General features: G+C 44.6%; 21 protein-coding genes and 1 pseudogene. 12 read left to right on the top strand and 10 right to left on the bottom strand.

All coding sequences use genetic code 11. The annotated features are described in order from the left end of the window. Positions 1–136: 136 nt before the first annotated feature. Positions 137–2,191: a TonB-dependent siderophore receptor gene (locus AC08OG_RS00180; protein ID WP_292358459.1), complete on the top strand. Its 2,055-nt coding sequence runs from the start codon at positions 137–139 to the stop codon at positions 2,189–2,191. An 82-nt stretch (positions 2,192–2,273) separates the two neighbouring features. Here AC08OG_RS00180 and AC08OG_RS00175 read toward each other — a convergent pair whose 3' ends face one another. Together AC08OG_RS00175 and AC08OG_RS00170 are read right to left on the bottom strand one after the other, a co-directional pair. Further along, entirely contained in the window at positions 2,274–2,660 is a 387-nt protein-coding gene (locus AC08OG_RS00175; protein WP_292358457.1) for a hypothetical protein, read from the bottom strand. 154 nt (positions 2,661–2,814) lie between these two features. After that, positions 2,815–3,390: a TetR/AcrR family transcriptional regulator gene (locus AC08OG_RS00170; RefSeq protein ID WP_292358455.1), complete on the bottom strand. Its 576-nt coding sequence runs from the start codon at positions 3,388–3,390 to the stop codon at positions 2,815–2,817. A 101-nt stretch (positions 3,391–3,491) separates the two neighbouring features. Between AC08OG_RS00170 and AC08OG_RS00165 the strand changes: the two genes are divergently transcribed. The 3 genes from AC08OG_RS00165 to AC08OG_RS00155 all read left to right on the top strand — a co-directional run bounded on the left by AC08OG_RS00165 (position 3,492) and on the right by AC08OG_RS00155 (position 6,085). Continuing rightward, positions 3,492–3,968 (top strand): nuclear transport factor 2 family protein, encoded by a 477-nt coding sequence (locus AC08OG_RS00165; RefSeq protein WP_292358454.1) that lies wholly within the window; start codon positions 3,492–3,494, stop codon positions 3,966–3,968. A 76-nt stretch (positions 3,969–4,044) separates the two neighbouring features. Beyond that, the gene (locus AC08OG_RS00160) at positions 4,045–4,962 is read left to right on the top strand and encodes a DUF808 domain-containing protein (RefSeq protein WP_482929855.1); all 918 of its coding nucleotides are present in this window, start codon (positions 4,045–4,047) and stop codon (positions 4,960–4,962) included. 163 nt (positions 4,963–5,125) lie between these two features. Further along, positions 5,126–6,085 carry a diguanylate cyclase gene (locus tag AC08OG_RS00155; protein WP_292358450.1) on the top strand — a complete coding sequence of 320 codons (960 nt, stop codon included), beginning with the start codon at positions 5,126–5,128 and terminating at the stop codon, positions 6,083–6,085. 80 nt (positions 6,086–6,165) lie between these two features. Here AC08OG_RS00155 and AC08OG_RS00150 read toward each other — a convergent pair whose 3' ends face one another. From AC08OG_RS00150 to AC08OG_RS00140, 3 genes and pseudogenes are all read right to left on the bottom strand, one after another. Next, entirely contained in the window at positions 6,166–6,354 is a 189-nt protein-coding gene (locus AC08OG_RS00150; RefSeq protein WP_482930560.1) for a PDZ domain-containing protein, read from the bottom strand. Positions 6,355–6,528: 174 nt separating this feature from the next. Beyond that, positions 6,529–7,424, bottom strand: a pseudogene (locus tag AC08OG_RS00145) (Do family serine endopeptidase); the annotation flags it as partial. 147 nt (positions 7,425–7,571) lie between these two features. Continuing rightward, positions 7,572–8,465, bottom strand: coding sequence for a DnaJ C-terminal domain-containing protein (locus AC08OG_RS00140; protein ID WP_292358446.1), 894 nt, complete (start codon positions 8,463–8,465; stop codon positions 7,572–7,574). A 245-nt stretch (positions 8,466–8,710) separates the two neighbouring features. On the opposite strand from AC08OG_RS00140, the gene AC08OG_RS00135 reads away from it, so the two are divergent. After that, complete coding sequence (locus AC08OG_RS00135) at positions 8,711–10,663, top strand: TonB-dependent receptor (protein WP_349676191.1); 1,953 nt, start codon at positions 8,711–8,713, stop codon at positions 10,661–10,663. Between the two features lie 73 nt (positions 10,664–10,736). Here the strand turns inward: AC08OG_RS00135 and AC08OG_RS00130 are convergent, their stop codons facing one another. After that, complete coding sequence (locus tag AC08OG_RS00130) at positions 10,737–12,224, bottom strand: RimK family protein (protein WP_292358445.1); 1,488 nt, start codon at positions 12,222–12,224, stop codon at positions 10,737–10,739. 167 nt (positions 12,225–12,391) lie between these two features. On the opposite strand from AC08OG_RS00130, the gene AC08OG_RS00125 reads away from it, so the two are divergent. The 3 genes from AC08OG_RS00125 (at position 12,392) to AC08OG_RS00115 (ending at position 15,076) form a co-directional block, all read left to right on the top strand. After that, positions 12,392–13,462 (top strand): DUF2817 domain-containing protein, encoded by a 1,071-nt coding sequence (locus tag AC08OG_RS00125; RefSeq protein WP_292358443.1) that lies wholly within the window; start codon positions 12,392–12,394, stop codon positions 13,460–13,462. Positions 13,463–13,572: 110 nt separating this feature from the next. Then, positions 13,573–14,568: a GNAT family N-acetyltransferase/peptidase C39 family protein gene (locus AC08OG_RS00120; protein ID WP_482929854.1), complete on the top strand. Its 996-nt coding sequence runs from the start codon at positions 13,573–13,575 to the stop codon at positions 14,566–14,568. Between the two features lie 52 nt (positions 14,569–14,620). After that, on the top strand, positions 14,621–15,076 hold the full coding sequence (locus tag AC08OG_RS00115) for a tellurite resistance TerB family protein (RefSeq protein ID WP_292358440.1): 456 nt from the start codon (positions 14,621–14,623) through the stop codon (positions 15,074–15,076). A gap of 67 nt (positions 15,077–15,143) precedes the next feature. On the opposite strand, the gene AC08OG_RS00110 is transcribed toward AC08OG_RS00115, so the two are convergent. After that, positions 15,144–15,941 carry a hypothetical protein gene (locus AC08OG_RS00110; protein ID WP_292358438.1) on the bottom strand — a complete coding sequence of 266 codons (798 nt, stop codon included), beginning with the start codon at positions 15,939–15,941 and terminating at the stop codon, positions 15,144–15,146. Between the two features lie 49 nt (positions 15,942–15,990). Here AC08OG_RS00110 and AC08OG_RS00105 point away from each other — a divergent pair, with 49 nt between their 5' ends. The 4 genes from AC08OG_RS00105 (at position 15,991) to AC08OG_RS00090 (ending at position 18,233) form a co-directional block, all read left to right on the top strand. Beyond that, a complete protein-coding gene (locus AC08OG_RS00105) occupies positions 15,991–16,665 on the top strand; it encodes a Fe2+-dependent dioxygenase (RefSeq protein WP_292412779.1) in 675 nt (224 codons plus the stop codon). A 129-nt stretch (positions 16,666–16,794) separates the two neighbouring features. After that, positions 16,795–17,334 carry a sigma-70 family RNA polymerase sigma factor gene (locus tag AC08OG_RS00100; RefSeq protein WP_292358437.1) on the top strand — a complete coding sequence of 180 codons (540 nt, stop codon included), beginning with the start codon at positions 16,795–16,797 and terminating at the stop codon, positions 17,332–17,334. Then, complete coding sequence (locus AC08OG_RS00095) at positions 17,331–17,627, top strand: DUF4880 domain-containing protein (protein WP_292358435.1); 297 nt, start codon at positions 17,331–17,333, stop codon at positions 17,625–17,627. The genes AC08OG_RS00100 and AC08OG_RS00095 overlap by 4 nt, the downstream gene beginning before the upstream one ends. Positions 17,628–17,936: 309 nt before the next feature. Then, complete coding sequence (locus tag AC08OG_RS00090; protein ID WP_292358433.1) at positions 17,937–18,233, top strand: Rho termination factor N-terminal domain-containing protein; 297 nt, start codon at positions 17,937–17,939, stop codon at positions 18,231–18,233. A 30-nt stretch (positions 18,234–18,263) separates the two neighbouring features. Here the strand turns inward: AC08OG_RS00090 and AC08OG_RS00085 are convergent, their stop codons facing one another. The 3 genes from AC08OG_RS00085 to AC08OG_RS00075 form a co-directional block, all read right to left on the bottom strand. Next, positions 18,264–19,436 (bottom strand): DUF748 domain-containing protein, encoded by a 1,173-nt coding sequence (locus AC08OG_RS00085; protein ID WP_292358432.1) that lies wholly within the window; start codon positions 19,434–19,436, stop codon positions 18,264–18,266. Between the two features lie 112 nt (positions 19,437–19,548). Continuing rightward, positions 19,549–21,621: a catalase gene (locus AC08OG_RS00080; protein WP_292358430.1), complete on the bottom strand. Its 2,073-nt coding sequence runs from the start codon at positions 21,619–21,621 to the stop codon at positions 19,549–19,551. A gap of 368 nt (positions 21,622–21,989) precedes the next feature. Continuing rightward, positions 21,990–24,434, bottom strand: a complete 2,445-nt coding sequence (locus AC08OG_RS00075) for an acetamidase/formamidase family protein (protein ID WP_292358428.1) — start codon at positions 24,432–24,434, stop codon at positions 21,990–21,992. Positions 24,435–24,468 lie beyond the last annotated feature (34 nt).

Genomic DNA, 24,468 nt, shown 5'->3' with positions numbered 1-24,468 from the left:
TGACAGAATTGTTACATTTCTTTACATTATGCAAATCTAAATCACTATCATTTAGCTTTAATAAATCGTTTGGGAATCTGTAATGTATCCATCTGTTCAAAAAAACCGGTTGTTTTGTGCCCCGGCCGTCTTAGCTATGTTCGTATTTACAGCTAATGCTATCGCTGAAGAAACCGAAGAAAAGTCTCTGGATTTGCCGACAGTAGAAGTAACTTCGACTGGTGCTGATTCGTTAGGTTATATCGAGCTGGAAGAAGAACCAGTTGTTGGTAAATTAAATGTGCCGATAATGGATCAGCCATTTTCGATGTCTATTATCGATGATGATTTCATGAAAGATACTGGGGCAAAAAATATTCAGGATGCTCTACAGTATACCTCCGGTGTTTACTCTGGCGCATTTGGTGCTGATACCCGAATCGATAGTGCTAAAGTCCGCGGTATTTCCCCTGGCCTTTACCTTGATGGTTTAAGACAACTCTATGGTTCGTATAACAGTGTTCGAACCAACGTTTATGCATTGGAAAGTATTGAGGTACTGAAAGGACCTTCATCCATGTTATACGGACAGGGGGATCTGGGTGGGGTTATCAATTCGGTTTCAAAATTACCAAAAGCTGAACAGCAAGGTGAGATATGGGGACAATATGGTTCTCATAATCGTAAGCAGATTGCATTTGATGTGACTGGCCCTGCGACAGATGACGGCAAACTGCTGTATAGAGTTGTTGGTTTACAACGAGATGCTGATACTCAGGTCGATCATGTTGAAGATGATGGTTATGTAATTGCTCCATCTATAACGTGGCGTCCCACAGATGACACAACATTTTCTTTCTTATTAAATCGCCAGGAAAATAGAGGCCAGGTTTCTGCTCAGTTTTTGCCACAAACCGGCACACTTGATCGAGGACCTTTAGGTTATGTCGGTTCAGAAACCTTTGTTGGTGAGCCTGACTGGGATAGATATGATAGAGAGAAAACGGAATTAACTTTCTTTTTTGATCACAAATTTAATGATATTTGGTCATTTTCTACTACCGCTCGTTACACAGAATCTAGTACCAAAACTCGCGAGCATTGGGCCAGGGTGGGAGCAGTTGTTTCTCCTGAAGGCAATATTGCACGAAGTATTCATACAGCTGATCGTCAAACTAGAATTTTTAATCTGGATACGCGTCTTTCAGGTGTCTTTGATTTGGGTATAACCCGTCATAACCTAATTATTGGCTGGGATAGACAGGATGCATTATGGGAGGAAGAAAATTATATTTCTAATTCAACCGGTGGTGGAATTATTAATCTTTATGATCCGCAATACGGAAACTTAAATACTGCAGCCCTAGCGAATCCGGTAGATCGTGATGATAATGAAATACAACAAGTTGGTATCTACCTGGCTGATCATATTGAAATTGGGAAAGTGGTTTTATCGGCTGGTTTACGGCGTGATTTCGCCAAAAACCGGAAACTTGCTGTAAACGGACCCAATGTCACGAGTGATGAGCAGGAAACAACTGGCAGAGTTGGATTAATGTACAGGTTTGATAATGGTTTATCGCCTTATATCAGTTACTCCGAAGCATTTAGCATGAACCTCGGTACTGATGGCACTTCTGCAGCCAATACCTTAAAACCCACCACCGGTGAGCAACAAGAAATTGGTATTAAATATCTCTCTCCAGATAAAACATTGGCTGTCACAATGGCTTATTTCGATATTACGGAAACCAATCGTATCGTTCAGGGACAGACTCCTGGTGGTGTTGAGCAGGTTGGTTCAGTCATTGATGGTTGGGAACTGCAAATTAACAAACGCTGGCAGAACTTCGAAACTCAATTTGCTTATACGGACTTAAACGCAAAAAATGATAATACCGGAGACCGACTGTCTGCTTTGGCTGAAAAAACTGGTTCATGGTGGAATAAACTCTACCTGGGAAATCATTGGCGTGTTGGTGCGGGCATTCGCTATATTGGTGATGTCGTAGGTGGCGGCGGCGCTCCGGAGATTCCTTCTGAAACGCTATATGACGCCATGATTGGTTATGCCGTAGGTGATTGGGATTTCACTGTTGATGCGAAAAACCTGACTGATGAAGAATTTATTTCCTGGTGTCGTGGAGAAGGTTTTGATTGTGGTTACGGCGAACGTCGTAGCGTAGCGGCTAATGTGCGTTACAGCTTCTAATTAAAATAAACCATAGAAAAGCCCCGAATGGGGCTTTTCTTTTATAACTAAAACGATCTGCCAGTTATCAATGAACAGTCAATTATCGATAATAGCGATGTTCCCGATGTTCATAATTCCGATGATTTCCTCTGGATTCGTAGCGGTACTGGTCACGGTGATTATCGTAGTCACGATAGGATTTCGGATGTTGTTTATGCTTTGAATAATATTTTTTTGGCTGGTGGTAATGGTGTTTATGTTTTGAATAATACTTTTTGGGTTGATTGTAATAATGCTTGTTATAGCTGTAACGAGGAGCATGGTGTTGTACGACATAATCATGATGGCGGTGATCCACATAGCCGGTTGGATACCCAAGCCCGATATTTATTCTGACATCGGCTCTGGCCTGATTTACTGAAAAACCGATGATGAATAATGAAAACATCAGCAGTATGGATGTTTTGGTAATTTTTGAATTAGCCATTATGCTTACCTCACTTTAAGAGCCTTGTAACTGATAAGCAGCTTAGGTCTTTTCTTTGTAAGTTTGGTTCAAGCTATGTAAATGTAGGTAAATATTAAGATAAATGCAGAGCTTATGATGATTAAGCGGCTTTTTTTCTATCAAGCGCCACTATTCAGCTCAGATAGGCGGCCAACACAATCCAGGTCATCGCTTTAGCTTTTTGTGCTGCCGTTAAATCACCCTGGACATGGGCCGTCACTATAGCCCCTTCTTTTAACAGGCTAATGGACTCGGTGACATATTGAATGGCTAACTCGCTAATTCCCAAGGCACGAATCTGTCTTTCAATTAAGCTGTTAACTCTGGTTTTATGCTGCTGGCATTGTAGATATACGGGATGGTTTGGATCGTTATATTCCGCACAAGTGTTAATAAAAAAACAGCCATGGAAATCTGTTAGCACATCAACACGATTATGGATCCAGTCATCAACTGCATCAAATAATTCATTCAGTCCATCATAGCCTGGTTTTACCTGTTCAAGCCGCGACGCTAGCCAGTTGTAAAATTTATCATCACGATATTCGACTACTGCCTGTATTAATTCTTCTTTACTGGCAAAGTGATGATAGAGGGTTTTTTTCGCAATCCCGGCTGTTTGCAGAATCTGATTAATTCCTACGGCATGAATACCATTTTGATAGAACAGATTAAATGCGGTGTGAATTAATTGCTGACGTTTATCCATAGTGAACACCTATAAAAACTTCACCAAGTTTGACAGAGGTATACCGATCTGTCTATTCTTGATGTAGACAAATCGGTATACCTTAAATTGGGAGAGATACAATGCAACAAAATGAACAGAAGCCCCCATTTCCACCCTTTACAATCGAGACAGCGAAACAAAAAGTTCGAATGGCTGAAGATGGTTGGAATAGTCGTGATCCGGAAAAAGTTGCTTTAGCTTACACCGTCGACAGTCAGTGGCGAAATCGTGCGGAATTTCCTGTTGGACGAGAACAGATCAAAGCTTTTTTACAGAAAAAATGGCAGCGCGAAATGGAGTATCGATTGGTAAAAGAGCTTTGGGCTTTTACCGAAAATCGGATTGCGGTTCGCTTTGCCTATGAATGGCATGATGAACAAGGTCAGTGGTATCGCTCGTATGGTAACGAGAACTGGGAATTTGACGAAAATGGGTTGATGAAAACCCGTTATGCCAGCATTAACGATCTGCCTATAAGTGAAGCTGAACGCAAACTGGTTTGGCCACAGGGCCGACGTCCGGATGATTATCCTGGCCTCAGTGAGATGGGACTATAAATAACAATATTATCTGCTAATCAATCAACAAACATCTCTATAATCCACAGGTAATTAACTACCTAGAGAGAAAGTTATGGCCAGCGTTGGTTTACTTGCATTAATTGATGATATTGCCACGTTACTTGACGATGTAACGCTGATGACAAAAGTCGCCGCCAAGAAAACAGCCGGTGTATTGGGCGATGATCTTGCCTTAAATGCTCAGCAGGTTAGTGGCATTGATGCCAGCAGAGAATTACCTGTTGTCTGGGCTGTCGCTAAGGGATCTTTAATAAATAAACTGATTCTGGTTCCGGCTGCCTTGGCAATTAGTGCTTTTTTGCCATGGCTGGTCACTCCATTAATGATGCTGGGAGGCTTATATCTTTGTTTTGAAGGCGTTGAGAAGTTGGCCCACAAGTACATTCATGATGAGGCAGAAGACGACGCGCATCATAATGAATTAGTCCATGCTGTGACGACACCTGAAATTGATATTGCTGAATTCGAAAGGAGCAAAATCAAAGGGGCGATACGTACAGACTTTATTTTATCTGCAGAAATCATTGTTATTTCATTAGGCGTTGCTCAAGGCGCTCCGATAATGACACAAACTATCGTGGTTTCATTAATTGCCTTAGTAATGACCTTTGGTGTTTACGGCTTAGTCGCCGGAATTGTCAAATTTGATGATGCCGGATTGGCCCTGATTACAAGCGCAGGAAAAGACTGGTTTGCAAAAGTTAAACGTGCAGTGGGACAGAGCATTTTATGGCTTGCCCCCAAATTTATGAAATTTTTATCAGTCGTTGGAATGTTGGCTATGTTTCTGGTTGGCGGCGGAATTTTGGTGCATGGTTTAGCTTTTTTGCATCACTGGCGGGAAAGCCTGAATGTAGGAAATGCGGTGGGTGCTTTTATCGTTCCACAACTTTTTAACGCAGGAGTGGGTGTTGTTGCAGGCGCTGTAGTGCTACTAATGATTCAAGGCATTAAACGGGTTGTGAAATAAGGAGTTTTAATCTCAACAAAAAGCATTTGAAGTGGACACACTTTTGCAATTTATTTTGCAGGAATATCCTCCCAAGCTTGTATAGGAAAAATACATTCCGTATAAAGAGGTAACTTATATGCCGGAATAGTATGGAATACGATTTTTCTGGGAGAAGATAATCTTGGATAGTCTTCAGCAACAGCAGTTTGCTATTAATCTGATGGAGCATTTAGTTACAGCAACTTTTGTGCTTGATGACACAGGAAAAGTGATTATCTGGAATAAAGCCTGTGAACGGCTGACCGGTATTAAAGCCTCAGAAGTAATTGGTACCGATAACCACTGGCAGGCCTTTTATTCCGAAAAACGACCCTGCCTGGCAGACCTGCTGGTGCAAAATCGCATTGATGAGCTCGATAAACTATATGTTTACCATGCTGAACCTTCAGCCTATGGTAAAGGCTATCAAGCAGATAACTGGTGCTATCTGCCACGAATAAACCGAAGGCTTTATATCGCTTTTGATTCAGGCCCAATCTATGATTTTCAGGGGAATCTGATTGCAGTAGTCGAAACCATGCGGGATATGACGGAATATAAGACAGTTCAGTCCGCACTGGAAAAGCTGGTAGAAATAGATGACCTGACTGGCCTTTCAAATCGACGCTATCTGGCAGAGCATCTGGAAACAGAATGGTCAGCTGCATTAGCCAATAAAAATCATTTTTCTATCATCATTGCAGATATAGATTTTTTTAAACAGTTCAATGATACCTATGGTCACCAGACAGGCGATGAATGCTTAAAATCAGTTGCGAATGTGATGCAGCAAAGTTTACTTCGAGCAACTGATGTTGCCATCCGTTTTGGAGGTGAAGAGTTCTGCGTATTATTGCCGAATACCAGGCCTAAAGACGCAATAGATATTTCTGAACGGATGCGTCAAAACATTTATGACATAGCGTTAGAGCATAAAACCAGCAGCGTGGCAGATTACGTAACAATAAGTTGTGGGGTGGCCAGCATGGTGCCTACCGGTGAGAAACAGGCCGCAGACTTAATTAAACAGGCTGATGAGGCACTTTACCAGGCAAAAGCCGCATGTAGGAATCGAACAGTAGAATATCAACACGATTTATAGGTTAAAAAAACCAAGGATCTACCCAGTTGCTGTCCGAGAATCTTGGTGATGGCGCGGAGCTGGGCTCCGCGCCAGAGTCCTTATCGTAATAGCAAGAACATAGCCTGATTATCCCGGACAATATTAAGTAATAACTCCGGTTGATTAGAAACCAGTTGTTTGAATTGTTCGAGGTTGGCAACCGGTTGACGATTGACCGAGGTGACAATGTCATAACTACGTAAACCTGCGACCCAGGCCGGGCTGCCACGTTCAACCGAGTACAGCATAATGCCTTGAATTCTGCCGTAGGCAGGTGAGCTTTGTTCGATATCACCAAAAGTGGCGCCTCGCAGTTTCGGATGCACATCGCCAGTTTGGGTTTTACTGGATTGGACTTCAGTAACTTTTGCCGTCAGGGTCTTTTCCTTGCCATTACGAATGATGTCCAGCTTGATAGTCTGGCCCACCATCAATAAACCGATGGTATTACGCAGGTTATCAGCGTTTAACAGCGAAACGCCATCGACAGCGGTCACCACATCACCCACTTTTAAACCCGCTTTTTCAGCAGCAGAATCTTTAATTACATTGGTTACTACGGCGCCGCCACGGTTGTCTTCAATACCAAATGCCTGAGCGAGTTCTGGGGTAATGTCTTGCATCTGTACACCCAGATAAGCACGACGAACTTCTCCATATTCCAGTAACTGATCAGTAATCTGTTTGACAAGATTACTCGGAATAGCAAAGCCAATCCCTACATTACCGGATTGATTCGGTGAAAAAATAGCGGTGTTAATACCCACTAATTCACCTCGCAGATTAACTAATGCACCGCCCGAATTACCGGGATTGATGGAAGCATCGGTTTGAATAAAGTTTTCGTAACCTTCAAGTCCCAGACCGCTCCGTCCCAAAGCACTGACAATACCGGATGTCACTGTTTGGCCAAGGCCGAACGGATTACCAATAGCGACCACAAAATCGCCAACCCGCAGTCTGTCGGAATCCGCCAGTGGCAGAGCGGTAAGTTTTTCGGGGGAATGCGAATCACGGCCACGTCAGTTGCTGGATCGCTGCCTACTACTTCAGCCTGAAAGGTACGGCCATCGTGCAGGGATACAGTAATTTCGTCTGCACGCTGAATCACATGATTATTGGTTAATACCAGACCTTCTTTAGCATTAACAATAACGCCACTCCCCAGGCTTTGGGCCTGACGAGTACGGGGTTGCTGTTGTTGAGGTAAATTAAAAAAACGTCGGAAAAACGGATCATTTAATAATGGATTATCCTGAATTCTGACTTCACTACGTGTGGCAATATTCACCACGGCAGGTTTGGATTGATCCAGCATCGGTGCAAGCGTGGGCATTTGATTATCATCATCCAGCCATGGCAAAGGCAGGGCAGCCACCGCAACCTGCGTCAACAGAGTTACACCGGCCAACCAGATAACAGCAGATTTCAGTTTATTCATCATTTTGTCTCTACCTCAAAATGCTTATTCAATGTTCTCTCTTGGATTAAACGGAAGTTTTTCAGCCATTTGCTGATAAAACTTTTTCGCTTCGGCAGTCGTCGCCGGAGGAGTCATTATCTGTAAAACCACAAATTGATCACCGGGCGTTTTAGCGGGAAGCCCGCGGCCTTTCAAACGCATTTTTTGACCACTTCGAGTGCCCGCAGGGATATTCAAACTAATTTTTCCAGCTAAAGTTGGGGCGGTAATTTTGGCACCTAATGCTGCTTCCCATGGCGTAATTGGCAAATCCAGGTAGACATCCTTGCCTTCCAACCGATAAAGCGAATGTGGGGCAATCTGGATTTCCAGATATAAATCACCCGCTTTACCACTCATTCCAGCTTTACCTTGTCCGCTTAAACGAATTTTTTTACCCGGTTCGATGCCGGCAGGGATCTTGACGTTAACGGTACCCGTTTGCGTGGCACCGGCAGGACGGCGAATCGATTTATTCGCGCCGTTAAACGCATCTTCCAGTGAAATAGTAATTTTGGCGCTTACATCCTCACCACGGGCAAAAAAGTTATCCTGTTGACCGCCGCCCATTCCGCCCATGCCACCAAACATGTTTTCAAAAAAGCTGCTGAAATTACCCTGACCGAAGCCACCGACATTTTCCTCCCAGCCTGGAGGTGGAGAAAACGATTGACCGTGACGGAACTGTCCACCAAACTGGTCATATTGTGCACGCTTTTCTTTATCGCGCAGCACCTCATAAGCCTCACCGACTTCTTTGAACTTTTCTTCGGCATTCACCTCTTTGCTGACATCAGGGTGATATTTCCTAGCCAGTGTGCGATAGGCTTTTTTTATCTCCTCTGGTGTTGCTGTCCGGCTTACGCCAAGGATTTTGTAATAGTCTTTGTATTCCATGGGCTCATTCGAAAAAAATTGATCTGGGTCATTAGATGGGGATGATAGGACGTTTTTCAACGTCAATTAAGGATTTTTCTGATGTGTTGTAAAAAGACAACATGAGAAAATTCGTTAAATTTTTACAACATATAATCTAGGAACCATAGCTCATGCCAACCTTACGCAAATTACCCATATTGATGGCCCTGGCCAGCATGAATATCGCCTTACCTGCTTAAGCTCAGGAAGAAGAGGACTTATCTCTGGACGAGCTGGTTGTTACCGGCACCCGCTCGGGAACGCCAATCCTCGATTTAGCGGGGAATACCGGCAGAATTTCAGAAGAAGAAATCGATTTGGTTCGCCCGGATCACATCACCGAAATCGTCAATCGTGTCAGTGGTGTCAATATTCAGCGCGGTAATGGCCAGGAGCATCTGACTTCAATTCGTTCGCCAGTGTTAACCGGTGGTGCCGGTGCCGGGTCATTTCTGTTTCTGGAAGATGGTATTCCATTACGCGCAGCGGGCTTCGCTAATGTAAATGGTCTGTTTGAAGTTAATTATGAGCAAGCTGGCGGGATTGAAGTAGTGCGCGGTCCAGGTAGTGCCTTGTATGGTTCTAACGCCGTCCACGGCTTAATCAATGTTTTAAGTCGCGCCCCCTCCCTGGAACTTGAGCGAGAAATTGATCTTTCCATTGGGCCACATGATTTGTATCAAATGAAAGGTACAGTGAGCGATACCATTGGACAGCATGGTTACCGCTTAAGCGTAAATGGAACAACTGACGGCGGCTATGTCAGTGACTCGGGCTACGATCAGCAAAAAGTCAGCTTTCGTCATGATTATTATGGCGATATCGACAGCTTTAAAACCTTATTCAGCCATACCAATCTCAATCAGGAAACCGCTGGTTATATCACAGGATTTAGAGCCTATGAAGATGAAAGTCGCTCGCGTACCAATCCTAATCCTGAAGCCTATCGTGATGCTAAATCGACCCGGTTATCCACCGAGTGGGAACGCCAGTTAACAGACTCTTCTACCTTTAGATTAACCCCTTATCTGCGCCATACAGAAATGGAATTTTTGATGCATTTTCTACCAGGACAGCCGGTGGAGAATAACAAACATAGCAGCGTGGGACTTTTAGCTGCTTATACCAAGGATCTGGATGGCGGCCACAAAGTTATTTTCGGGACAGATTTTGAATATACAGAAGGAGAGCTTTCTGAGGTTCAATTTAATCCAACCATATTTGGACAATTTTTACAGGGTGTTCATTATGACTATGAAGTGGATGCCACAGTCGTTGCCCCTTATGTGCACAGTGAATGGCAGGTATTGGACAGAACTCGTGTCACCGCAGGTGTACGCTATGAATACACTAAATACGACTACACCAACAACACTGATTCACGCGAATTTGGTACGCGATATTTACGTCCAGATAGCGGTAAAGACACATTTAGTAACTTAAGCCCCAAACTAGGTTTAGTTCAAGAGCTTACCGATAATACTGCTGCATTTATCAACTATGCTCGCGGTAATCGCGCACCACAGACTACCGATTTGTACCGTGCCCAGATTGGACCTTCGCGTACCGGTGGTGCTGATTCAGAGTCTATTGATAGCATTGAGATCGGGGTTCGTAAGGTGGGAGATGGCTTGCAGTATGAAATTGCTGCTTATCATATGAAGAAAGATGACTATTTCTTTACTGATACAAACAACGAAAATGTTCCTGATGGTAAAACTAACCATACTGGTCTGGAGCTTGGCATGTTTTACCCGTTTAATGAATTGTTTGATATTGGTGCAAATGTCACTTTTGCCAAGCATGAGTATGACTTCAACAAGCCAGGAAGCGGTATCGAAAAAGGTGACTATTTAGTAACTGCGCCTAAAAGAATGGGGAATATTCGGCTGGGTTGGAATGTAACACCAGTTACTCGTGCTGAACTAGAGTGGGTGCATATGAGTGAATATTACATTACTGATGGCAATGACAAGAAGTACGACGGCCACGATGTGTTTAATTTGCGGGCGTCCCATGATGTCACCAATAATCTGACGCTGTACGGGAAAGTGCACAACCTGTTTAACACTGAATACGCTGAACGTGCTGACTTTGGTGGCGGTGGTGGTGGCGATTATCGCTATTTTGTAGGTGAAAAGCGTTATCTACATGTAGGCGCCAGCTACTCGTTTTAAATCGCCATAAGTTAAACCAAAAAAAGCGGTGGTTGAATTATCAGCCACCGCTTTTTTTATATCTAAGGAATGCTTAAGACTGACGATGCGCTTTACGAGCTTCGAGCCGACGTAAAAATTCCCGCATGATATCGTCATATAAAGCCGGTCCCAGATAGGCATCTTCTACGCCGCTATCGATACTGGGATTGTCGTTAATTTCAATTAATACGACTCGACTTCCGCTTTGTTTGATATCGATACCATAAAGACCATCTCCTACCAATTTCGCCGATTTTGCCGCGATTTTAAGTACTTTTTCCGGAACTTCAGAAATAGGCACCGCGGCTGATTTACCGGAATCCGTGCCTTTTTTGGTATTGTGGTTATAAATCTGCCAATGGCCTTTACTCATAAAATACTGGCAGGCATAAATCGGTTTGTTATTAAACACTCCAATACGCCAGTCGTAATCGGTAAACATAAATTCCTGCAACAGGATTATTGCCGATTGTTGGAAAAACTCTGCGGCATTGCTTCGCAGTTCATCGGCATTATTCACCTTGATAACACCTTTGGAAAAAGCGCCATCAGGAATCTTCATTACCAAAGGGAAAGTCGCTTCAGCACAAATTTTTTCCAGACCGGTTTTATCGTTTCGATAGAGCAAATGTGATTCCGGCATCGGCAAGTTATGCTTTTCCAGCAGCTCTTTCAGGTAGATCTTGTTGGTACAGCGAATGATTGAAGTCGGATCATCAATTACGACCAATCCTTCACTTTCCGCCCGCCGGGCAAATTTGTACGTGTGATTATGAATCGCTGTGGTCTCACGGATAAATAAAGCGTCATATTCGGCAATACGGATATAGTCACGCGGCGTGATCAGCTCGACATCAATACCGATACGTTTACCACTGGCGATAAAGCGTTTTAATGCCGTGGCATCACTGGGCGGCATTTTTTCATCGGGGTTGTGGAGAATGGCCATGTCATATCGGTATTGGCGACGCTTTGAAGGTTTGCGCCATAACTTATGACTGAATGCATCCAAAGCATTGGCGAAGTTATCCTGCTCACTGTCAGTGAGCTGATTAAGCGGAGCAGCCTTGATGGCAGAAATTAACCAGTGCCCTTTGTGGCTGAACTCGATTTCGATGATAGGACAGGGATACTGTTCAAAAATCTGTCTTGCCAGCTTCTGCAGGCCTTTAAATTCACATTGGCCAAAGAATACTTTCAGCTTAAAACTGGTTTCAGATTGTTTATCACTGGCCGCAATGACTTTATCCAGGTGCGTACCAAAATCCGATAAATCGTAGGCATAAAGACTTTTACGGGATAAGTCATTAATGGTGCGCAAACTCGGCATCACCCGATGACCACGTGCTTCAGCTACCATTGAGCAGTAATAGCCGGGACTTAAATATTCAAGGCCGTGACAGAGGTTAATAATTTGCGCACGCTCACTCGCACTGGGGGAGGGGGTTTGCAGATAATCATCCACTGCGATGACCTGCGCGCTTGGGAAGTAAGGTGCCCAGTCTTCGATATTTTCAAGAATTATCAAATGGTTAGTCATATGACTTTAGCGTTGCTCCTAATCAATTTAGTCAGACGATTTGTGCATCATAAAGTGATTGTGTCATGGTTGTGATAAATATTTTTGCCACTATGCTGATTATCTGGTCAAAATCATGAAAGTCGCCTATTCTTCGCCGAATTTTCATCTACAGGAGAGTTGTTGCCATGTATGCAGATGCCGTTCTGAGTGTTTTTTCTCAGCGCTATGCTGGTGCACGTGACAAGTTCATATCAGCAGTGGAAACAAGCTCCATTGTCGAACGGGTCAATAATATTATTCACCCGGTTCGCGGGCCAAAAAACGAACGTTTGTTTTGTGATATTGCCTGGGCTGGCAGTCCTAAAGCAAAAAATATTCTGGTACTGGTTTCAGGCGTTCATGGTGTTGAGGGTGGAGTAGGCTCAGCAATTCAATCTGATTTTGTGGGACGTCACCGACGTTTACCCGCCGATGTGTGTGTTGTTATGGTGCATGCATTAAATCCCTGGGGATTTGCCTGTGCTAGCCGAAATGACCACGAAGGTATCGATATCAACCGTAACTTTGTTGATTTTAATGCCAAACTTCCAGACTCTGCTGATGCGATAGCGATATGGGAAAAGCTCAGTAAGCAAAAGGACGCAGTCGATTTAGTTGGGGAGCAACGTGAGCAGTTTGATAAGCTCAGCCAAGGCCAATACAGCAAAGCCGATGCGCTTTATTTCGGTGGCGAAAAAGCCAGTTGGTCACGTCAAACCATTGAAGAGCTGGTCGCACAACTTAAACCGGAAAAACGCGATAATGTTATTGTCATAGATATTCATAGTGGACTCGGGCCTTATGGATATGGCGAATTAATCTGTGATCATCTCCCAGAAACTGCCGGTCAGAAAAAAGCGCGGCAATTATTTGGCCCGACAGTGACCGAACCGGCTCTCGGCACCTCAACTTCTGGTGTAAAGTACGGTTTGCATGATTACTTCTGGCATCAGCAAGGGGATAATGTGTGTTTTCTGACACTTGAATTTGGTACTTTTAGCAATCAACAAATGCTTAAAGTACTGTTTGCAGATCAACAGTTACAACAGTCCGGTAAAATCGATTGGTCTGATCAGAAAACGCTGGATATTAAACACGCAATGCAGGATTTTTTCTGTCCTGATGAGACCCAATGGCAAGAGCTGGTATTGTTTCGCGGGCGCCAGGTCATCGAAATGGCCCTGGAGGGTTTGACCACTAATGCAAATGGCAGTTAATCAACAGACGAATTCGTCGTGCGGCCACTTTAGCTGATGTAGATGCACTGCTGGATATCGAAAATATCTGTTTTGATAGCGATCAACTCTCTCGTCGTAGTTTTAAATGGATGATCAACAAGGCTAATGCCTTATTACTGGTCGCTGAGCAGCAACAAAAATTGATGGGCTATGTGCTGTTGTTATATGCCCGGGGCACTTCGCTGGGGCGCATCTATTCGCTGGCGGTTTTACCTGAATATCGTAATCAGAAAATTGCCCGGGCGTTGATGCGTGAAGCGGAGCAGGCTGCATTGACAGCTGGCCGCAGTTTTATTCGTCTGGAAGTGCGGCCCGATAATGCTGGTGCAATTAAACTTTATGAAAGCCTCGGCTATCACCAGTTTGAAATCGTCACTGACTACTATGAGGATCATGCCAACGCCCTACGTATGATGAAGGTGTTGCAGCCACAACCGGAAGAACTGCATCAGCAGGTATTTCATTATTCACAAAGTACGGACTTTACCTGTGGTCCGGCCAGTTTGATGATGGCCATGAAAACGCTGCAACCGGTGATGCATCTGGATCGTGGCCTGGAATTACAGTTATGGCGTGAAGCTACCACCATATTTATGACTTCCGGACATGGCGGCTGTAGTGCACAGGGACTGGCGTTGGCGGCATGGCGACGTTATTTCAACACTACGTTAATCACCAATAGTGATGATGTGCCGTTTGTAAATGGCGTTCGTAGTGAAGATAAAAAAGCCGTGATGGAATGTGTGCACCTGGATTTTATGCGACAACTGGAAACCTCGGAAGTTGAACAGCAGATGCGCCAAATCGATGTGAATTTACTACGTGATTATCTGAACCAGGGCGCACTGGCAGTAGTGTTGATTAGCTCTTACCGACTAAATCAGAACAAATCACCGCATTGGGTGGTGCTGGTATCGATTTCAGATACCTTTGTCTATTTTCATGATCCAGATATTGATTGGGATGATGACAAAACCCTCACCGACAGCTTCTACGTTCCGGTGACTCATAAAGAGTTCAATCGCATGTTAGGTTATGGAAAACCCCGTTATCAGGCGGCTGTGATTTTACACTCGACAAAATAATCCTTAAGAACTGCTGCGTGATTAATCTGTCACTTCAGTACAGGAGAAACCTATGCTCGATAAACTCAAACAACTTTTACAGCGAGAATTGCTCGAGGATCACGATACCGGTGATGCTGCACATTTATCGGTGAAACTTGCAGCCGCTGCGTTAATGATAGAAGTCATTGCTGCTGATTATCATTTTAAAGATGAAGAGCGGGATATGTTGCTATCTATTTTGCAGAAACGTTTTTCTCTCGATAAAGATGCTGCCAAAAGTCTGCTTGCTGAAGCCGAAAAGGCACACAAATCTGCTACAGATTATTTTGCCTTTACCTCGGAAATCAATCATCGCTATAGTCAGAAAAAGAAAGTTGAATTAATTCATATCCTCTGGCAACTGGCCAACGCTGATCAGGAAATCCATCAGATAGAGCAACACGTTATTCGACGAATCAGTAACCTGTTGCATGTCGAGCACAGCGATTATATTGCCGCTAAGCTGGCGGCAACAGGTCATCGGTAAATGGCGTTAGAGTAATGCCTCGTTCTAAGTTTGTGCTGAGCTCAGACTTAGAACGAGGATTGTTTTATTACAGTCCTAAGGCAGCTATTTCAATCCGAGCTGCCGCGCCATAAAGCTTGGATGCATCTCCATCAACATCACCTTTAGGGGCGATGCTAGGCCATAAACCGGCCAGTTCTTCCAGATAGCCTTCAACCTGTTCAACTGTATCGGTTGACTCGTTGCGTGTTGCTTCGGGAAGTTGTTCAAGTCGACGTTTGGCGATTTGGGTAAAGCCATAAGCATCTTGATATTCATGCAGATTAATGAGTTTGCCGTTTTCTACGCCCAGTGCATATTCTTCACCTGCTGTGCGAATCAAATCTTTAATACTTTGCAGGGTATTTTTTAAATCCGGTTTTGCTACTGCTTCAGCGGCTTTAATGCCGGCTTCAAGCTGTTGGTAGGCTTCATCCACTTCAGCTTGAGGTGCTTTGCTGGTCACTTTGTCGGCCAGATTGCTTAATGCATCATCAAAGCGTTCACCACCACGATATTCTATTGATGGCACCAGACCCGCATACAGTTCATCGCGTGGATGTTTCATATGGGTGATAGCCATATCGACCTGGCCTTTTTTATATAACTCATAACCTACTAACAAATGACCACGAATCAGACCCAAACGCGTTAAAAAAGCGACATCATTAGTCTTCAGATCAGTCTCGGTGACACCACCACCTTCGCCTTCACCAGCCGCAGCCAGCGTGAAATTTTCATTGGTGAAATGCATATCATGTGATATATCTGCTGCGGTGGTGTTCAAACTGATTCCACTGGCTAGTGCAACCCCAAGGCTTACCCATTTTTTACGATTTTCTTGCATAGTCTGTCTCTCTGAGTGGCGTTATGATAAGTTATCTACTTTGCCATAAATGAGTCTCATTCTCAATATGATCCTGCATCTCTCACAATGTTTATCAGAAGTTGATCTTGAAGCGATAAAGGCAACGCTTAAGGATGTCTCGTTCCATGACGGATTGAGCACAGCGGGCCGGGCCGCCCTCCAAGTAAAGCAAAATCAGCAGGCAGATATGGCGGAAATTTCTGGCATTTTAAAGCTGGTGGAACAACGCCTTTTAGCCAATGATTTATTTGTGCAGAGCACCTATCCACAACAATTCGTTCGTCTCTTAATAAGCCGTTATCAGTCAGGTATGCGATATGGCACCCATGTCGATGAAGCATTGATAAACAATCAGCGTACGGATATTTCATTCACCTTATTCTTATCCGATCAAACCCAGTATCAGGGCGGCGAACTAGTGTTAGAAGACAGCAGCGGTGAACGTAGCTGGAAACTGGATGCGGGTGATTTACTGTTATATCCCTCTACATATCTGCATCGCGTTAATGAAGTTAATGATGGTGAAAGACTGGTTATTGTTGGTTGGGTCACCAGTCGGATACGTAATCCTAATCGACGGGAGATTCTGTTTGATATGGAGCAGTCGCTCCGTCAAGAGTTCAATCAAAACGGTAAAACAGAACAATATGATCGGCTTTCCCGAGTACGTAATAATTTGTTACGACAATGGCTGGATCGTTAAGGCCGAGATATATTTAATTATTATTTCACGCAACTAAAAATAAGATAGTTTCTATGAATTGCTCTTAATTATTAATTATCTTAGAATGCAACTGATAATCATTATCATTAACGGTTGTAAGTAATAATTATGAATGCGCCATTGTCACCACCTCGTACAGAGAGCCTGGAAAAACTCTATCAAAATAATTTCAGCTGGTTACAGAGCTGGTTACGTGAGCGTTTGAGCTGTTCGTATCAGGCGGCCGATTTGGCGCAGGATACGTTTGTAAGATTGCTATCAGCCCCGGATTTTAATGGCAAAATTGAGGCTATTCGTGAACCTCGCAGTTATCTGGTAACGGTAGCAAAGCGGGTGATGATCGACCATTTCCGTCGACGCACGATAGAACAATCTTACCTGCAGGCCTTAATGCAGCAACCGGAACAGGAAGTCATCTCGGCAGAGCAGAGCATGATTGTACTGGAAACGCTATATCGCATTGATGCCATGCTGGATGGTTTGGGTGTAAAGGTGAAAACTGCTTTTCTAATGTCCCAGCTTAAAGGCATGACTTATCGTGAAATTGCTGAAGAAATGGGGCTATCAGAAAGCTCGGTCAAAAAATATATGGCCAAAGCCACGCAGCATTGCCTGTTATTTTCGTTATATGAACAGTTAGACGCATGAACGCTTCTTCAGCAGGTTTGACGCCTCAACAACAGCAAGCACTGGCAGAAGCTGCTCAGTGGTATGCAGAACTCACTGCTGAATCTAATACCGATCACACCCGGCAGGACTGGCAAAGCTGGTTATTGAAACGGCCGGAAAATCAATGGGCCTGGCAACAACTGGAGCAATTACAACAACGTTTTAACCAACTTTCAGGGGAGTTGGCTTTTGAATCACTCAAAGCAGCTAACGATGAGAAGATATCAAATGGCGATCACATTCGGCAAAGAAATTTTTCTGGAGTTGACTGAACCAAAAAAGCAGAGAATAAGGGCCTTGGCTGATGCCAGGCAGGGCCTTTTTGTTATTTGAAAGAAAATGTTAGCTTCCTCATGCAGACATATTTTGTATGTCTATAAGCATTATTGCCCTATGTTTTGTAGACCTTTGAAAGCCACCAGCGAGCAAGGCTATCTCTGTAATTTATTCATTCACCATCTTGTTATCAAGTTTGGCGCTCCCACGGATTCGGTTACTTTAACCTAGGATATTGGCAAGGTAGCAATAGCATTGCTACTGTGGGATGTGACTTTTTAATACTGTAAACAGGAGGACTATTTATGGTTGCCGAGTGGACAGATAAAGATGAACGTCAATATGAGCATATCAAGGATCAGCAGAAAAAAAGCGGTAAAAAGACCGATAAAGCTGAAGAAATTGCGGCTCGCACCGTCAATAAGCAACGTCGTGAGGAAGGCCGTACCCCCAGAAAAACTTCTCAGGGTACTGGCAATCCTAATAGCCCTTTGGAGTCTCGGACAAAACAGGAGCTGTATAACCGGGCCAGTCAGCTAAATATTAAGGGACGTAGCAAGATGAGCAAGTCGGAATTAGTGGCTGCTATTCGAAACAACTGATTTCAAACAACGTTACTGTTATTTGGTCACTTAGTCGCATTTATCCCACATTGGCCGAAGCTGACAATTAACAGCATCGGTTTCAGTTTCTGATTTGGATTCGGACTTAGAACCAGATTCAGGTTGAGATGTTGTGTCTTGGGATGGAGATGATTCGGAACCAGTCTCACGATCAAAATCACTTTCGAATGCGTCTACAAAAGCATTTTCCAGAATGGCGAGAAAGGCCTGCCAGGCACTGACATCTGGGTCATCCAGATTGCCACGTATCTCAACTTCGGTGGCTATACGGTTTTTGGGATCGTTGCGGAATATCTGGCCAAAAGCACCGACAATGGCTTGCCAGGTTGCACTGAAAACGCCATCTTGCAGATCTTCTTCCAAATCAAAGATTTCAACATTATCCAGAACGGGTTTTGCATAGCCGGTTAATTGAGCCTCCTCAGCCTGCAATTCCATCACAAAATCACCGTTACCTGATTTGAAATTAAAATTACCATAAGCTTCAGAGACTTCATTGAGTTTTGTCAGGTTTATACCGGTGATTTTTAACTTGAGTTCAAAATTATGAAAATCGCCTAAGGGATCCAGGCGGCCATCCAGTCTAGCCGAAGCGCTATCTAACACTTGCCCCTGAATATCAAAATTAGCGAATTTCAGTCCATCTCTTCGTTCAGCATTACTTAGGTTGGTTATTTCACCGTCTAATTGGTAAAAAACCAGATGTACTTGGGGATCAGAGGTAAAGTTATGAAAATGAATTTCACCATTATCAATATTTAATCGATCAATTTGTAATGGAATAATTTCCTGAACGGTCTGACGCCAGGTGGATTCTTCTTCAGGCTGGTCTTCTGCTTCGTCATCGACCAGATGGATTTCGGCATTTATCAAATCAACATCTGCGACCACTTTGCCTTTGAATAAAGATGCCCAGCTGACAGAAGTATCTATGGTTTCGGCATTAAAAAATTCCACCGAAGGTTGGTCTTTTTTAGTGATTTCCAGTTGATGAACAGAGTAGGCGCCACGCCACAGATGAATGTCGACATTAGCGATTTCTCCCTGATAATCACCCATATCCGCGAGTTTGCCATTCAAGTAATCTTTCACCATTGAAGGCAATTGCATGCGCAGAATGATTAAAGCGATAACCACTAAAACAACAAAAATCAGCGTATAGGAATAGCGTTTGGCGATCATGATGCTCTCCTTCTAAGACGTTTTAGATGAAATCCAAGCTAACGCAAAATCACCCGTCTGAACATTCAAACGGGTGACCTGATTCAACTGGTTATTTCATCATAAAAAACAACTAATCAGCACGTTGCCAAAACCGAATATCACGACAGTTTTGGGTAAATTCGTCCGTCGTTTTAGTATTGGTCAATTGCAGGCAGCCTTCATCCAACATCTCACTGATACCGGCCTTTTTCAAAAGCGGCATGGCATCTTCACCGTAGCCAATAAATTTCATGTGATTAAAGGCATCACTGACAAAGGTTAATGCTGGTGGCATTTCTGCCAGCATTTTCACACCGTCGCTACCAGGCAAAATCACAATGGCATCAAATAACACGGAAGGTCCGCCATCAACCTTTTCATCAACCTTGATGCTGTCACCAGCACTGCTGGTTATTTCACCGGTATGTGGCGCAACAACTTCAAACATTGCCCCTTCTGCTTTAAGTGATTTCTCCAGCGATTTGAAAATATCAGCATCAAATCCATCGGTCATCAAGACACCAACTTTACGGCCTTTAAAGCTATTCGGGCCATTTTTGAGAATGCTTAACTTGTCAGAAGCTGGCAAATCATCCCTTGTTGGCATCGCTGCATCAGCCGGTTCCGGCAACGGATTGATGCCCAATTTTTCAGCAACTTTTTCGGCTAGTTGTTGATCAATATTCAGCAGATGACTAACCATGCGTTTACGGATCGCCGGTGTTTTGACTTTACTGAGCTCAAATGAAAATGCATTGATAATATGCTGCTGTTCCGTTTCAGTCTGGCTTATATAAAACTGCCTGGCCTGGCTGTAGTGATCAGCAAAGGTTTCAGAACGTTCACGGACTTTTGGACCAGATACATCTTCTGGATAACTTTCAAAACCTTTTACCGGACATTCACGTGGACCGCCTTCTTCTTCGCCCCAGCTATTCGGTTCATAGTTGGCCCGTCCGGTAGGATTGCTCATTGCCATATGACCATCCTGCTGGAAATGATGCATCGGACATTTCGGCGCGTTGATTGGAATGTGGGTGAAATTGGGTCCACCCAGACGCTTTAACTGCGTATCGAGATAGGAAAAGTTTCTGCCCTGCAGCAAAGGATCATTTGAATGATCAATACCTTTGACGATATTCTGGGTGCAGAATGCCACCTGTTCGGTTTCAGCAAAAAAGTTACTGACAACCCGATCCAGCACTAGTCGACCGACAATGCGAATCGGCACCTGTTCTTCAGGGATAAGCTTGGTGGCATCCAACACATCAAACTCAAATTTCTCAGCAAATTCCTCATCGAAAATCTGCAGTCCCAGTTCCCACTCAGGGTAATCTCCCTGAGTAATGGCATTCCATAAATCACGACGATGGAAATCCGGATCGGCACCATTGATTTTTAACGCTTCATCCCATAAAACAGACTGCAAGCCTTGCTTTGGCTTCCAGTGAAATTTAACAAACTGGGACTTGCCGTTTTTATCTACCAGTCTAAAGCTGTGTACGCCAAAGCCTTCCATAAAACGGAATGAGCGTGGAATCGTACGATCGGACATTTGCCACATCAGCATATGCATGCTTTCCGGCATCAAAGTCGCAAAATCCCAGAAATTATCGTGGGCCGATTGGGCCTGTGGAAATCCGCGATCAGGTTCTTCTTTGACGGCGTGAACCAAATCAGGAAATTTCATTGCATCCTGAATAAAAAACACCGGGATATTGTTACCCACGATGTCCCAGTTACCTTCTTTGGTATAGAGCTTGACGGCAAAGCCACGCACATCGCGGGCCAGATCGGCTGAACCCTTACTGCCGGCAACGGTTGAGAAACGCACAAAGGCCGGGGTTCTTTCACCTTTACGCTGGAAAATATCAGCAGAGGTGACATCTTCGAGCGATTCGGTGGTTTCGAAATAGCCGTGAGCACCAAAACCACGGGCATGCACCACTCGTTCTGGAATACGTTCATGATCGAAATGGAAAATCTTTTCGCGCATGATGTGGTCTTCGATTAAACCTGGACCACGAGCGCCAGCTCTTAATGAATTCTGATCGTCGGCAATCGGGCCGCCTTGCTGGGTGGTGAGTGTTGAGGTATTTCCGGTAGCTTGCTGATGGGGTTCGCCACCATTACCTCGGTTTGTTTTCGGATCGGTTTTGTCCATGACTTCTCCTTGATTTTTTTGGTGTAGAGGGGTGTGTCGCGAGAAATTTCGCGATTGGCAAGGGCCTATTGATCTTTCATTGCCACCACTTCACGTTGCTCGTCATTTATTTAGAATGACTAAACTTCATTCCTCGCGCCTGTGTGGTGCATTTTCAGTCACAACAGAGGCGGCTATGAAAGATCATTAGGCCCTGACCATTCTGCGCCGGACCTAACTAATCGCATTAACCTAAGTAAAGTGAACTGCGTCACAAAATTCAGAATTAGCATCAGACAGTGTTTACAGGTTACAAAGAATTTTAATGGGGAAGGTGAATGAGGAGAGCGCGTTCGAATTGTCTGAGAAAAGGCAATTAATAAGTATTTTTAATCAGCGTTATAGTCTGGAAAAATAGCCTTGCGGATAATCGCATGCACACCCAGATTGCCATCCACAACCTGGGTAATACCAAAATCCACCGCTACCGAAATCAGTGAAATTGCTTCATCTTCACTAAGCTCATGTTCTTTCATTAGGTAGTGACGGGCTTTTCTGAAAGCGTCACGCATGGCGGCTTCCATAGAGGAGTTTTTATACACTTGCGTTTGGGCATTCGGGCCGAGCTCGGCCTGATAGTCGGAGAAACTCATGCCCTGTAATACCCATTCATCCGGTGTTTCCAGAAATGGATGACTTAGGCCATCCATAAAGCTGCCTTTTAAATCACGTTGTTTGTGTAACACCAATTGAAACACACCGGTTAAAGAACACTCGATAGCGGTGCCACATAATTCCGAATCACCTTGTGAAGCATGTGGATCACCGACCGAAAATAGAGCCCCAGTTGTGGCGACGGGCAGAAATAATTTGGTGCCTTTGCCCGCCCGCCAGTTATCCATATTGCCACCAAAATAGCTGGGTGGAATAGAATCAATCATACCGGTCTCACGCGGGGCGACGGCCATGACGCCAAAATGCGGTCTGACCGGAATAACGGCTTTGTCGAGAATACCGAACTGCTTGTCGATACTAGAGTGATCAACCGGTATGCCAGGGTAATCAATGGTTGGGTGCACAATGCCGTAAGGATCGGTTTGTGGGGTCCAGCGAAAGTTATAAATCGCCTTGGCATGCGGTGGATGGGTGTGTTGGTGTACTTCGTATACGGTCACTACTTCACGCTTTTTCGGTTCGGTGAGCAGATCGTCATATTGAAAGCCCCACCAGGTGGCGGCATTGCTACCAAAGTGTTTACCTTGATGCTTCGGGCTGCAACTGAGTCGTGGTTGAATATCCAAAATGCGTATTTCCAGCACATCACCGGGTTCAGCATCGGTGACATACACCGGCCCGGTACAAATATGTACCCCAAAGCCCTCTCCGGCACCGCGGCCGAATATCGTGGCATCCATCGGCCCGGCACCCCGCCGGTCAACGTTCTTTGTTGTACTAGTCCAGTGAAAAACGCTTTGTGCTCCGGCATCTCCGTCAATCATGCGTTCGCAGTCATCAGACGCATGCTGGGATAAGGTTTCAATCGTTACAATATCACCGGAGCGAACGGTTAATACCGGTTTGATCGCATTACTGAAATAGCCCCAGTGAACGGTTTTATCGGACACTGGCAGGTAATATTGTCGAGAAGAGTGAGTGTCGGTTTGTGAAGACGTAGTGTTATCTTGGTCGGAAACCCGTTTCGGGGCGAGTCGCAACGACAACGCATATTTAGCATGATCATCCAATACTTCCTGAAATGGTCTGCGTCGTTTTTGAATGTCATCATCCTGCAAAAAGGATTGCGGATCGGCGGTAATTGAACGAGCTGACGGTTTTGTTTGCGGACAGCCACGGCGAAGCTGTTCATGCAGATCCTGTGGCGGTGCAGAACGATAGCTTTTCGGTGACATGCCCATAAACTGTGAAAAGGTACGGCTGAAGTTTGCGGCGTCATTAAACCCCCAGCGGTAGCACAGCTGGGCAATACTGAACTGGGCAAGGGCAGGGTTAGCCAGATCAATACAGCAATGCTGTATTCGGCGGCTCTTCAGATATTCACTGAACGTTGTGCCACTGTTTTTGAACAGTTTTTGTAAGTATCTGGCGGATAAACCTTCCTGTGCAGCGATTTGCTCAATATTCAGATCCGGATCGTCCAGCCGTGAATCCACCGTTCTGCACACCCGACGCAAATGGGCCAATTGCACATCAGTAGCTTCTTCATTGGCAGCAGATTGTCTATGGGAAAGACAGGCTACCAGTAACTCGGCCAGCGTTACTTCTAATGCGGGTAGCTCATTGTGATCCACATGGGGCAACTGTTCGGTCAGTGATTGCAGCATGTTCAAGCATAATGCGCCGATACCTTGTTGTGTGCTGATGCGGTTCGCTTCCTGTCGTCCGCTACGAACCAACCTGAGCAGAAAGCTGGATGACTCTAATTTGATTAGCATGATGCGAAAACGAGTTTGCAAAGCCAGTCGCCAGGATTGAGTAGGATCCAGCAACATGATGTCGCCTGAACGTAATTTAACTGTTTGATCGGCATCCAGCACCTGCGCGGTGCCATCAAGCAAGGCGAGCACCAATACAGTGCCTTGTAACGGTTGAGTTGCTTTGGCAGTTATGGGTGAAAGAATCTGTGGAGCTGCGGTGAGTTGAACAAATACTGAGTCGCGTGCCGAGACGGACAGTGCCATATGGCCACTGTCGTCATTACGAATGGAGCTTGCAGCATCACTCGCCAGCCCGAGCCTGGAAAGTATTTCATTCCAGGCCGGCTGGCGTAGCTCTGCGGGTATAGCACTGGCAGAAAAGCGTTTCAGGTCAGTCACGGTCGTGTCTTATTCCTTGAATACTGAAGCATCC

The organism is Methylophaga sp. F7, assembly GCF_056863975.1.
This window is presented reverse-complemented; position numbering and strand designations above follow the sequence as displayed.